This is a genomic window from Salegentibacter holothuriorum (assembly GCF_900168045.1).
GTDB lineage: Bacteria > Bacteroidota > Bacteroidia > Flavobacteriales > Flavobacteriaceae > Salegentibacter > Salegentibacter holothuriorum.
Genome location: NZ_FUYY01000001.1, coordinates 254,645 through 267,485 on the forward strand (window position 1 = coordinate 254,645; position 12,841 = coordinate 267,485).

Consider the following 12,841-nt stretch of genomic DNA (forward strand, 5'->3'; position numbering starts at 1 on the left):
ATTGGCGTAAGATCCGTTTCATATGATGTTTTAACATTTAAATTTGCCGACAATTCTAAAAACGCTAACTATGAAAAAATTAATTTTATTTGCCGCTTTTGTAATCGGTGCAACATTTTTTAATCAAGCTGAAGCACAAAGCATTTCAGATAACGCACTAGGACTAAGATTTGGTGGTGGTGATGGTGTAGGAGCCGAAATTTCTTATCAGAGAGCTTTAGGAACAAACAACAATCGTTTAGAACTAGATCTTGGTTGGAGAGATAATAGCGATTATGATGCTTTTAAGCTTACCGGTCTTTACCAATGGGTTTGGAATATAGAAGGTGGTTTTAACTGGTATGTAGGTGCCGGTGCCGGACTTTTGGGAGTTGATGACACCCGTTTCAACGACAGAGATGGTGATGATGGAACTTATATTTTCCTTGCCGGTGATATTGGTATAGAATATAACTTCGATATTCCATTACTACTTTCTCTAGACTTTAGACCAGAATTTGGTTTATATAGTGATAATGATGTTTTAAATCCTTTTTCTCCAGATATTGCTCTTGGAGTAAGATACCAATTCTAAATAAAGACAGGAATAGAAAACTAAAAGAGGCTGATTTAAATCAGCCTCTTTTTTTATACTTTAATTTGTAATGCTTTTTCATAAATATCTTCATAGAGCGGCACTATATTTTTTATATCAAATTTCTCGGCTACATGACGAGCACCCTGCTTAAATTTTTCAAGGGTTTCTTCATTTTCTAGAATTTTTAGAGCGTTAGCAGCCATCTCATGCACATGCCCAACCTTGCTTAAATAGCCTGAAACTCCATTGATATTTACCTCGGGCAAACCGCCTGTATTTGTAGACACTACGGCAACTCCATTAACCATCGCTTCTAGAGCTGAAAGTCCAAAACTCTCTTTCTCTGAAGGCAATAGAAATAAATCGGAAAAGCACAGGATTTTATCTATTTCATGACTTTGCCCCAAAAACATCACTTTATTAGAAATATTGAGTTCATCAACTAAATCTTCTGCAGCTTCCTTCTCAGGCCCCTCGCCTACCATCATTAATTTCGCATCTATTTTCTTCTGAATTTCAAAAAAGATTTTAATCACGTCATCTATTCGCTTAACCTTTCTAAAATTACTAATGTGGGTAATGATTTTCTCTTTTTTATCGGCCATCATTTCCCGCTGGCAATCTGTAAACTCCTTTTTGTCGTATTTGCTACAGTCAATAAAATTAGGTACTACTTGAATTTCATTCTTAATTTTAAAAAACTTTAGCGTGTCTTCTTTTAAACTTTCAGAAACCGAAGTTACCACATCGCTATTATTAATGCTAAAAGTTACTGCCGGCTTATAGAATGGATGGTTTCCAACCAAAGTAATATCTGTACCGTGAAGCGTGGTGACCATAGGTAAGTTAATGCCTTCTTCAGCAAGCATCTTTTTTGCCATATACCCCGCATAAGCGTGAGGAATAGCATAATGAACATGTAACAGTTCTATTTTAAATTGTTTTACCACATTTACCAACTTACTACTTAAAGCAAGTTCATAAGGCTGATAATGAAAAAGAGGATATTCTGGTACGTGTACTTCATGAAAACGCACATTCCCCGATAACTGATCTAAGCGAACAGGTTGGCTGTACGTAACAAAATGTATTTCGTGACCGCGTTTAGCAAGGGCTAAACCCAGCTCTGTGGCTACCACTCCACTACCACCAAAGGTAGGATAACAAACAATGGCTATTTTCATTAAATTTTATTTACTCGATATTCGAGATTTAAATGCTGCAAAGCTTGCTTCGCAGCCAAAAATAATTTTTCTAAAACTACCTTATAAGCGCATTCCGAGGTAGTTGCACGGCAAACGAGCTATTTTACACAAGGCCGAATATATTTTATATGATTAAGCCTTAAAGACTTTATCCTGTATATGAGAAAGTCATTGCTTAAAAATCTATAGCTTCATAAATCACTTTCTGTATTCTTGATCTCACATCTTCCCTAATTAATGTTCTATTAGTAGCATCAGGAAAAGTTCGATTAGACAAAAATACATAAACAATTTCTTCTTCCGGGTCTGCCCAGGCAAAGGTGCCTGTAAAGCCGCTATGACCAAAACTTTCCATAGAAAGGCAATTGCAGGTTGGACCAGAAGTACCCAACTGGGGTTTGTCGAATCCAACGCCGCGCCTTACATCCTTATCACAATAATAACAAGTATTAAACTTAGAGATTGTTTCCCCTTCTAAATATCTTTTACCTCCATACACCCCCTTATTAAGATAAAGGTGCATTATTTTAGCTACATCGTTAGCATTGCTAAAAAGACCGGCGTGACCACCAATACCTCCTTGTAAAGCCGCACCCTGATCATGTACCACCCCTTGAATAAGTTGCCTGCGCCAAAGTTTATCAATTTCGGTAGGAACTATTTGTTCTAAAGGAAATCTTGTAGTTGGTAAATAACCTGTATAGCTAGCTCCCAAAGGTTTATAAATTTTCTCCTGGGTAAGATTATGCAGAGTTTGATTGTAATAAGCTTCCAGGTAATATTTGAGGATATGAAAAGGAAGGTCACTGTATTTATAATCAAGCCTGCGTTCCAAATCACTATCTCTTATAATATTAATGATACTATCTTGCATATCATTTCTAAGATACATTTCATTTGCAACCTTTGTATTAAATTCTGCTGAAGGGGTTTTATGAAAATATTCTTTAGACGGTAACCTGGTTTTTCTATCTATGGTATTAATATGAAACGGAATCCAGGATTTTAATCTTGCATAATGCATTAACATATCCTGCAACCTAATATTTGCCTTGTTGGAATTTTGAAAGGCAGGCATCATCTCACCTAATTTGGTATCAAAACTTACAATTCCTGTTTCTTCCTGCTCCATAATTAAAGGCAAGGTTGCAAGGATTTTGGTTAACGAAGCCAGATCATAAATAGAGGTATCTGAAACCGGAATTTGTTTATTATAAGTATGGTATCCAAAGTTTTTGTTATAAACAATTTTACCTTTTCTGGCTACTAGAATTTGAGCACCCGGAGTCATCTTTTTGTCTATGGCTTCGCTTATAATGCTGTCTATTCTATTTAATTTATAAGAGTTAAGACCAACAGTTTCGGGTAACCCATAAGACAGCCTTTCTATATTATTTGTTTGATAACCGGTACCTTCAGGGAAATTATTTCCAATACTTACCGGAAGCTTTCCAATGGCTCCAATGGCACCAAAAATTAACTGGGCAGCCTTTTCTTGTGCAATGTTATGGTTTTGATAATTCACCAAAATACCCTCCAACTCCTGGAGACCGCGAAGTTCGTTTAAAGCATATGGGCTGGAGAACAGACTTAATATAGATTTATTTTCTTTGGCTATTTGATTAATCCAGTGCAATTCAGCCGGGGAAAATTTATAGGAAGCCCAGGGGTTATTATTAGATTTATGATAACCAAGAATGACTAAATCATAATCAGCCAGTTTATTTTGTAAATCATTTAATCTGGTGGCAGAGACCCAATCTACTGCTGCATATTTTCTTAGTTCTCTTAAAAAAGTGCTTCCATTTGCATCACCAAAATTTACATAGGCTATCCTGGTCTCGGCGAGGTCTTTAATAGGTAAAACAGCCTTATTATTTTTAATGAGGGTTAATGCGCTTTCATAAAGTCTTTCTAACAAAGCCTGGTCGCGTATAGTATTTAGTTCTTCGTAGAGAAAATTTTCCTGAACTGCTTTTTCTCTATTCAAACCAGCTTTGTACTTTGCCTGAAGTATTTTTTTTACAGAATGCGCTAATCGTGCAGGAGTAATAATATTATTCTTACGGGCGTTGATCAATACTTCTGAAGCCACTTCAATGTTTTCTGGCATCAAAAGCATATCGTTTCCTGCCAAAAAAGCTCTTAATTCCGCATCGCCGGGTTCGGTGTTGTTTGTGAGCCCCTTCATATTAAGCGCATCGGTAAAAACGAGACCTTTAAAATTCATTTTATCCTTTAAAAGATCTGTTATCACGGCTTTTGAAAGCGAAGTTGGCGTATTGCGGTTTTCCTGAAGCGCAGGTACATTTAAATGTGCCACCATCACGCTGGAAAGTCCGTGGGCAATTAATGGATAATAAGGATACAATTCTAAATCTTCCAGTCTCTTTTTTGAAAAAGGAATAGTAGGTAGGGTTTTATGGGAATCTGCATCAGTATCTCCATGGCCGGGAAAATGTTTAGCACTAGATAAGACTCCTTCTCGATGCATTCCGCGCATAAAAGCGAGGGATTTTTCAGCTACATTTATTTTGTTTTCGCCAAAACTCCGGTTTCCAATAATTGGATTATTTGGATTGGTATTTATATCTACCACCGGTGCAAAGTTAATATGCACGCCTAAACGTTTGGTATTGCGCGAAATTGCGGCACCGGCATCTTCAAGTAATTTGTTATCCTGAATTGCGCCAAGAGTCATATTCCAGGGTAGAGCAAAGGTAGAATCCAGGCGCATAGCCAGCCCCCATTCTGCATCCATTCCTATAAGCAATGGTGTTTTAGAAATCTCCTGGAATTCGTTTGTTAATTTTGCCTGTCTTAAAGGCCCGCCTTTAGAAAAAATAACACCACCAATATTTTCCTCGCTAATGTATTTTTTTGCTTCTTCTATATAAGTTTTACTACTTTCAGAAGAAATGCTTATCATAAACAATTGCCCAATTTTCTCTTGAATGCTCAAAGAATTGTACACGCTATCTACCCATTTTTCTTGTGCATCTATATCATTAGTGAGCAAAGGGTTATTTTGCGCATTAAGCTGAGAGAAAACAAAAAGAAAGCAGGTTAAGAGTAAGATTTTCGGATCAAAAATACGTGTCATCAATTAAGAAAACGCTTGTGCCAACTTTCAGAAGCAGGAACTTCCCAATCTGAAAGAAATTCAGCTTTATTATTTACCAGGTTATTAAAAACAATAGTTTTAGGTGAGACCGCTTTTTGTTTGGCCATTTTCCTAAAATCTGATAAAGTTTTGTAAGCTATGAATTCTCCCTGTTTATAAGAGACATTCATTTTATCTAAAAGATCTACATCAAATTCTTTCTCTAGCTGTTGAATAAAATGTACTGAAGCATCTATTGAGCAACCAGAAGCAGCATTTACTTGCTGGTCTAGTGCCAGAATAATAAAACGTTTGTATTTAATGAGGTAGCCCGCCTGCAATTTGGCCCCATGAGCCGTCCATTGGGTTACAAATTGGTTTAAACGGGATTGTATTTCTTCCAATTCTTCACTGGTGAAAGATCGGTTTGCCTGGTATATCCAAACTCTTGAAGAGTCAGGTAGGTTCTCGAATGGTACTAACATAAATTGCTAAAATTAGATTTTCACAAAACTAGTTGATTTAGCTTATGTCTCAAATATAGTTATGTCTTTTAACGTTTCATTTTTTACTCGATAATCGAGATTAAATGCTCCGAGGCTTGCTGGAAATGAGATTATATTTTCCAAAACCAATGCTTCATGAGCTTGCTTCTAAGTTTTTATTGAAATTTTGAATAAAAAGCTAAAAAGCCTGAGAATATATCCCAGGCTTTTTATATTGTTTCAAATTGAAAAATTTTCTAAAGATCGTGGGCGTTTGCAATAAGTTCTGCAACATCCATCACCTCTACACTATCCTCTTTATTCTTACCTTTTACTCCATCTGTCATCATGGTGTTACAAAATGGGCAACCGGCAGCAATGACCTCAGGTTTTACTTCCATGGCCTGCTCGGTTCTTTCTATATTTACATCTTTATTTCCAGGCTCCGGTTCTTTAAACATCTGTCCACCACCGGCTCCGCAGCAAAGTCCGTTAGATTTACATTTACGCATTTCTACCAGCTCTACTTCCAGTTTCCTAAGTAAATCTCGTGGGGCTTCATATTCTCCGTTAGCACGGCCTAAATAGCAAGGATCATGGAAAGTAATACGCTTTCCTTTAAATTTTCCGCCTTCAACTTTTAGTTTACCTTCATTTAAAAGAGCTTTTAGGAATTGAGTATGGTGCATTACTTCGTAATTACCACCTAAAGCAGGATATTCGTTTTTTAGGGTATTAAAACAATGAGGACAGGCAGTTACTACTTTTTCTATTTCATAACCATTAAGCACCTCTATGTTTGTTGCAGCCTGCATTTGAAAAAGAAATTCGTTTCCAGCTCGTTTTGCGGGATCACCTGTACAGCTTTCCTCGGTTCCTAAAACTGCAAAATCTACTCCAGCTTCATGTAAAAGTTTTACAAAAGCTTTAGTAATTTTCTTTGCTCTATCATCAAAACTACCGGCGCAACCAACCCAAAATAGAACTTCGGGTTTTTTACCTTCTGCCATATACTCGGCCATTGTGGGTACTTTTAATGCTTCTGCCATATCTAATTCCTTTTAATTTATTTATAGAACCTGATGATTCTATACTCAAAAACTGCTTTTTTAAATCTTGCGTGCTTAAGAAAAATCAATTTTCCTTTGCCCAATTCAATCTGTCTTGTTGATTATAAGGCCAGGGCGCACCATTGTTCTCAATATTTGTCATTGCAATAGCAAGCTCGTTTGGAGCAGCACTTTCTTCCATCACTAAATAACGGCGCATATCTAAAATAATAGATAGTGGGTCTATTCCCACAGGACAGGCTTCTACACAAGCATTACAACTAGTGCAGGCCCAGAGCTCTTCACGCAATATAAAATCGTCTAGCAATTGCTTGCCGTTATCTTCGTATTTTCCCTTTGTATTGATAATTTCACCTACCTCTTCCAGCCTATCTCTGGTATCCATCATAATTTTTCTCGGAGAGAGTTTCTTACCGGTTTGGTTTGCAGGACACTCGGCTGTACATCTACCGCATTCTGTACAGGTATAGGAATTTAATAGTTGCACCTGGTTAAGATCAAAAACATCTGAGGCTCCAAATTTTTCTGGTTCCGCGTCTTCCTCGTCCCCAGCCGGAGCTGCAAAAGGATCGGCATCTGGATCCATCATTAACTTAACTTCATCTGTAACAGCTTGTAAACTATCCATCTCACCCTGTGGACGAAGTTTTGAAAAATAAACGTTTGGAAAAGCAAGTAGTATGTGTAAATGTTTTGAATAATACAGATAATTTAAAAAGAAAAGGATACCTAAAATATGTAACCACCAGGCTGCTCTTTCAATAATAATGAGTGTTGCATTGCTCATTCCTTCGAAAATAGGCAATAAGAATTGACTAATAGGGAAAGCTCCCGTAATTCCAGCTTCACTGGCGTAATGTGGCACTCCATTTAATTGAAGTTGATAATCTGTTGCGTTCATTACCAGGAAAAGCACCATAAGTACCATTTCAAAATAAAGAATATAATTAGCATCGTTCTTTGGCCAGCCTTTTAGTTCCCTGCTTAAAAAGCGGTAAATGTTAAGGAAATTTCTTCTTATCCAGAATACGATTACTCCTATAAGAACTAATAATGCAAGGATTTCAAAAGAGGCGATTAATATATTGTAAAAACCACCCATAAACGAAAGTACACGGTGCGTACCGAATAAACCATCTATTATAATTTCAAGAACTTCAATGTTAATAATTACAAAGCCTACATAAACAATCACATGAAGAAAACCAGATATTGGTTTTCTTACCATTTTGCTTTGACCAAACGCAATTCTGGCCATTTTAGCGAAACGTTCTCCTTTATTATCACTTCTATCTACTTCCTTTCCTAGCTTGATGTTTCTTATTAACCTACGAATGTTTCTTATAAAAAAACCGATTCCGGCTACAAGGGCAACTAAAAATAAGACTTGGGCAATAATTTGCATGGTTGTTTATTTAATTGAATCCTTCTCTTTAGGTTCCTGGTATGGCTCTGGATTTTTTCCGAATACAGAAAAATGAACATATCGTTTAGGATTCAGTTTTACGTCTTGTAGTAATTGCTCCAACTGTTTAGTAGCATTGTCCAGGTTATTATAAACGGCATCATCATTAATTAACTTCCCTGCGGTACCTTCTTTATTGTTTAATTTATCTGAAACACTTTCAAAATCAGCTACTACTTTTTCAAGGTCTTTGGTGATCTTACCAATGTCCATTTGCGTTAAAGTATCTGAAAAAGAATTAAAATTGGTAGTCATTTCATCCAGATTGGTAAATGTTCTATCTAATTTCCCTGAATTTCTTCCTACAATTCCCTCTAAAGTATTTGCGGTAACTTTAAATGAAGCTACTGTGGCGTTAAGATCTTTAAAGGTATTTCGAATATTATATCGAGTACTGTCGTTTAAAATTTTATTAACGGCCGTCACTAATGAATCAGCACTCACTATAGTATTTTCAACCTTTTCTTGAAGTGGAGTCAATCTATCATTTACCAATTCCATGATACCTTCTTCAATCTCACTATTTAAAGTGTCTCCAGTTTTCGCCATGCCACCCTGCTTATAATCAGGAATAATAGCTAAAGACTTTCCACCAATTATATTACCACCATAAATTTGAGCGATACTATTTTTTGAAAACTGAAAGTCATTTTCTACTGTAAAACTTACTACAAGAGTTCCTTTTTGGTCTAAAAAGTTAATTTTTGTAACCTGGCCTACCTTAAGACCATTAATAGTAACGGCTGAGGAAGGTGAAAGTCCTTCTACATCATTATAAACCGCATGAAAAGTTCTACTGGATTCCAGTAGGTTTTTACCTTTTAAGAAACTATAACCAAAAATAAGTAGGAGAATAGCAATTATTGCTAGTAAGGCAGTTTTTACTTCACGTGTAAATTTCAAGAGCTTTTTTTTTGTATAAGAGCAAATTTAGAAATAAAAATAGAAAATTAGCGTTAATTCACTTTGATTTTAACGCGTCATTAACTGTAATCTTAGTGCCATCTTTAAAAGCTACAATGTAACTTGAAGGATATCCATTTTGCTTAGCTTCCTTATGAAGTTCATTTATTTTGGTGTAATTAGAAGTAGCTCCATAATAATATTTGTATAAGCCATCTTCCCTGGATCGCTCTACATTTTGCAAGCCTTTAAAATTGTATGCTTTAGTTTCCAGTCTTTTAGATCCTGCCGCCAATTGGATTTTAAAAGTAATATCATCATAAATCTCGTTTTCAAGACTAGTATTGGATACTGAAACCTGACCTATATTTTCCAGGCTGGAGAGATTAATACTACTTGCGTATTTATCTATAGCTTCTACTATAGCCGCTGCCATTTTATTTTGCCCTCCTGTACTATTTAAATAGGGACCTTCGTGATTATTGGTCAAAAACCCCGTTTCTATAAGAACACTAGGCATAACTGCATTTTTTAATACCAGGAAACCGGCTTGTTTCACGCCCCGATCTTTCCTCTTTAAATCGTTGGTAAAGTTTTTCTGAACAAAATCAGCTAAAAGTATGCTTTGGTTTAAATATTCTTCCTGCATTAAAGCCATTCCAATATAGGATTCTGGGGAATTGGGATTAAAACCTCCATAGGTTACTTCATAATCTTCCTCCAAAAAGATCACAGAGTTCTCTTTTTTAGCTACTTCAAAGTTTTCTTTGGTTTTATGGAGTCCCAGCACGAAGGTCTCGGTACCATACGCCTGGGAGTTATGGGCGTTACAATGTACAGACACAAAAAGATCGGCGTCAGCCTCATTAGCTATTCTGGCCCTTTTATCTAAAGGAATAAAAACATCAGAATCACGAGTATAAATTACTTCTATACCACCTTTTCTTTCTAAAGCTTTACCAATTTTTAAAATAATATTGAGTGCAATATCCTTTTCCTTAAAGCCATTCCCCATATTTCCAGGATCTTTCCCGCCGTGACCGGCGTCAAGCACAACGATAAAACGATCTCGGGGTTTATCGTTAAAAGCAAGTAAGCATTGTAAGCTTGTAAGAAAAATAAAGAAAAATACGAAAAGTTTAAGTAGGTTCGTTCTCATAAAAAGTTAACGCTAAATTTATGCTGATTATTTTAATTACTTTTTTTCAGCCATTCTCAAATCTAAGCTGAAAAAATATATGTAATTTTGAAATTGCAAAAAGCAAGCCATTCTTTACAAAAATAGCACTTAGAGCATTGCAAACAAACATACCCAACATACTTTTTTGCTGTATATTTATACTGCTTCCTTTCGTTTATATAAACGCTCAGGAAATAGGAAACAATACCGAAATAAATTTAGATGCCAAAGAAAGAGATTCCATCGTTACTGTTGGTGACTCCTTGCCTCTTGCCCAAACCATAAAAGCAACAGATAGTATTTTGGGTGACTCTTTACAGGTTGCACAAAAAGGAAATCAGCTTATTACCGATGCGGTTAAATATGAAGCTAAAGATTATATGCGTATTAGCCAAAAAGAAAATAGAATGTTTCTCTATAATGAGGCACAGATTATTTATGGAGATATGCAAATTAATGCAGGCCTTATTATTATAGACAATGATAAAAATGAAGTTTATGCTTATGGAATCCCTGATTCTACCGGCTCCTATTCTCAAAAACCCGTTTTTGTACAGGGAAATCAAACTGTAGAACCAGATTCTATTCGCTTTAATTTTGATACTGAAAGAGCTCTGGTGTACAACTCCAGAACACAACAGGCTAATTTTAATGTTAAAGGCGAAGTCACTAAACGTGAAAACGACTCGGTATATTTTATGGAAAATGTACGTTTTACTACTGATGAAGATTTAGAAAATCCAGATTATTTTTTCTATGCCAGACGTATAAAGTTTGTACCAGACAAGAAAATTGTAGCCGGACTTGTTAATATGTATATAGCTGATGTTCCCACCCCACTTGGTCTGCCCTTTGGTTATTTTCCATTAACGGAAGAAGAAACATCTGGTTTTGTTATACCCAGTTTTGGGGACAGTCAACGTGGATATTTTCTGCAAAATGGCGGATATTATTTTGCCATTAGCGATTATATAGACTTACTTACCCTGGGAGATTATTATACCAATGGAAGTTATGCGGTAAGATTAGAAAGCAATTATTCAAAGCGTTATCGCTACCGCGGAAACGTTAGAATACGTTACGAAAACCAATATCAAAGTGAACGTGGTTTTCCAGACTATTCAGAAAGAACAGAGTATAATATTCAATGGTCACACAATCAAGATGCTAAAGCAAACCCAAATTCCAGGTTTAATGCATCTGTAAACTTAGGAAGTAGCACTTATTACCAAAACTCTGTAAATCAAATGAATACAGGTAATTTCCTAACCAATTCTTTAAGCTCGTCAGTATCCTATAGTAAGACCTTTCCGGGCGAGCCTCAGGTTAATTTGAGTATTGCCGCCAGACATAGTCAAAATACGAGAACACAAACTATAAATATGAGTTTACCCACCTTGCAGGCAAGTATGACTCGTATCTATCCTTTTGCTCCAAAAACCGGTTCTAAGAAAGGAATAATAGAAAACATAAATTTTCAATATAATATAAGGGGAGAAAACCAAATTAGAACTACAGATTCCTTGTTTTTCAAACCTGAAATGTTTCAGGATGCCAATTATGGCGCCCAGCACTCTATTCCCGTTTCTACCAATTTTAAGTTATTTAATTATTTGAGTGTTAGTGCAAATGCTAATTATGAAGAGAATTGGGTTTTTAGAACTTTTGAGCAGTCTTACGATGAATTTAATAATGAAGTTGTTATAGACACTATTAACGGATTTGATTCTTACCGAACTTATAATTTTGGAGCCAGCATAGGTACCACATTATATGGTTTAAAAAACTTTGGAAAAGATAAAAAAATACAGGCCATTAGGCACGTAATGCGTCCTTCAATAAGTTATAATGTAAACCCTGCGTTTGATCAATATTATGACACTTACGAGAGAATAAACCCGGCAAATCCTCTGGAAACCAATATGGTAGATTATTCCAGATTTAATGGTACATTATATGGCGCACCGGGAAACAGGTTTTCCAGTTCGCTAGGGCTAAGCATTAGTAATACTCTGGAAGCTAAGGTTCGATCTAAAGACAGTACCGCCACAGAACCAGAAAAGATTAGCTTGCTAAATAACTTTAGTATGAGTACTGCCTATAACCTCGCTGCCGAAGAAGGCCAGCCTAGGCTATCCCCTATAGCTTTAAGAGGAAGTATACCAATTATACGAGATAAGGTAGATATTAATGTTGCTGGTAATATGGATATTTATGCCCTGGACAACAATAATCGAAGAACAAACGAACTTAATATTAATAACGGCGGGAGTTTGTTTAGGTTCACCAACGCAAATGTTAGTTTTGGCTATTCTTTTTCCAGTAAAGATTTTGAAGATGAAGGCGAAGATGAAAATGAAGATGATATAGATAATGACACCTACAGAGGTGGTGGAAGGCGTGATGATCTTTTTGGAAAAGGATCTGACCTGGAAGGAAAGTTTTATGATGAAGAGGAAGATCCGTTTGCCGATGAAGACCGCCCCGATAGAAACGATAACTGGTATAATTATAAGATTCCGTGGGATTTAAGAATGTCTTACACGATGACCTATAATAATTCAGCTCGCCAAAATGAGATCACTTCGCATTCCATTATGTTTTCGGGAGATGTAGAACTATCCCCAAAATGGATGGTGGGGGCTTCATCTGGTTATGACCTAAAAGATTTAGGTTTCACTTATACGCAATTAAGATTTCAACGAGATTTAAATACCTGGAGATTAAGTTTTAACTGGGTTCCTTTTAGTGAGCGTAGATCCTGGTACTTCTTTATTGGAATCAAATCGTCTATTCTAAGTGATATCAAATATGATAAGCGTAATGAACCAGACCGAAGATTATAAATTTTAA

9 protein-coding genes are annotated in these 12,841 nt (G+C 36.1%); 2 read left to right on the plus strand and 7 right to left on the minus strand.

Annotated elements, in window-relative coordinates; all coding sequences use genetic code 11:
- The first annotated feature begins 70 nt into the window (after positions 1-70).
- Complete coding sequence (locus B5X51_RS01180; RefSeq protein ID WP_079719037.1) at positions 71-574, plus strand: hypothetical protein; 504 nt, start codon at positions 71-73, stop codon at positions 572-574.
- A 53-nt stretch (positions 575-627) separates the two neighbouring features.
- Here the strand turns inward: B5X51_RS01180 and bshA are convergent, their stop codons facing one another.
- The 7 genes from bshA to B5X51_RS01215 form a co-directional block, all read right to left on the minus strand.
- Positions 628-1,761 (minus strand): N-acetyl-alpha-D-glucosaminyl L-malate synthase BshA, encoded by a 1,134-nt coding sequence (bshA, locus tag B5X51_RS01185; protein ID WP_079719038.1) that lies wholly within the window; start codon positions 1,759-1,761, stop codon positions 628-630.
- A gap of 196 nt (positions 1,762-1,957) precedes the next feature.
- Entirely contained in the window at positions 1,958-4,885 is a 2,928-nt protein-coding gene (locus tag B5X51_RS01190; RefSeq protein ID WP_079719039.1) for a serine hydrolase domain-containing protein, read from the minus strand.
- Complete coding sequence (locus B5X51_RS01195) at positions 4,885-5,370, minus strand: ABC transporter ATPase (protein WP_079719040.1); 486 nt, start codon at positions 5,368-5,370, stop codon at positions 4,885-4,887. The genes B5X51_RS01190 and B5X51_RS01195 overlap by 1 nt, the downstream gene beginning before the upstream one ends.
- A gap of 257 nt (positions 5,371-5,627) precedes the next feature.
- Positions 5,628-6,419: a (Fe-S)-binding protein gene (locus tag B5X51_RS01200; protein WP_079719041.1), complete on the minus strand. Its 792-nt coding sequence runs from the start codon at positions 6,417-6,419 to the stop codon at positions 5,628-5,630.
- An 85-nt stretch (positions 6,420-6,504) separates the two neighbouring features.
- On the minus strand, positions 6,505-7,845 hold the full coding sequence (locus tag B5X51_RS01205) for a 4Fe-4S dicluster domain-containing protein (RefSeq protein ID WP_079719042.1): 1,341 nt from the start codon (positions 7,843-7,845) through the stop codon (positions 6,505-6,507).
- A 6-nt stretch (positions 7,846-7,851) separates the two neighbouring features.
- On the minus strand, positions 7,852-8,808 hold the full coding sequence (locus B5X51_RS01210) for an MlaD family protein (RefSeq protein WP_079719043.1): 957 nt from the start codon (positions 8,806-8,808) through the stop codon (positions 7,852-7,854).
- A 58-nt stretch (positions 8,809-8,866) separates the two neighbouring features.
- Positions 8,867-9,967: an N-acetylmuramoyl-L-alanine amidase family protein gene (locus tag B5X51_RS01215; protein WP_079719044.1), complete on the minus strand. Its 1,101-nt coding sequence runs from the start codon at positions 9,965-9,967 to the stop codon at positions 8,867-8,869.
- Between the two features lie 137 nt (positions 9,968-10,104).
- On the opposite strand from B5X51_RS01215, the gene B5X51_RS01220 reads away from it, so the two are divergent.
- Positions 10,105-12,834, plus strand: a complete 2,730-nt coding sequence (locus tag B5X51_RS01220; RefSeq protein ID WP_079719045.1) for a putative LPS assembly protein LptD — start codon at positions 10,105-10,107, stop codon at positions 12,832-12,834.
- Positions 12,835-12,841 lie beyond the last annotated feature (7 nt).

Excerpts from the sequence above, each read along its gene's own strand:
- B5X51_RS01180 (WP_079719037.1), top strand. The coding sequence starts at position 71 with ATGAAAAAATTAATTTTATTTGCCGCTTTTGTAATCGGTGCAACATTT.
- bshA (WP_079719038.1), bottom strand. The coding sequence starts at position 1,761 with ATGAAAATAGCCATTGTTTGTTATCCTACCTTTGGTGGTAGTGGAGTG.
- B5X51_RS01190 (WP_079719039.1), bottom strand. The coding sequence starts at position 4,885 with ATGACACGTATTTTTGATCCGAAAATCTTACTCTTAACCTGCTTTCTT.
- B5X51_RS01195 (WP_079719040.1), bottom strand. The coding sequence starts at position 5,370 with ATGTTAGTACCATTCGAGAACCTACCTGACTCTTCAAGAGTTTGGATA.
- B5X51_RS01200 (WP_079719041.1), bottom strand. The coding sequence starts at position 6,419 with ATGGCAGAAGCATTAAAAGTACCCACAATGGCCGAGTATATGGCAGAA.
- B5X51_RS01205 (WP_079719042.1), bottom strand. The coding sequence starts at position 7,845 with ATGCAAATTATTGCCCAAGTCTTATTTTTAGTTGCCCTTGTAGCCGGA.
- B5X51_RS01215 (WP_079719044.1), bottom strand. The coding sequence starts at position 9,967 with ATGAGAACGAACCTACTTAAACTTTTCGTATTTTTCTTTATTTTTCTT.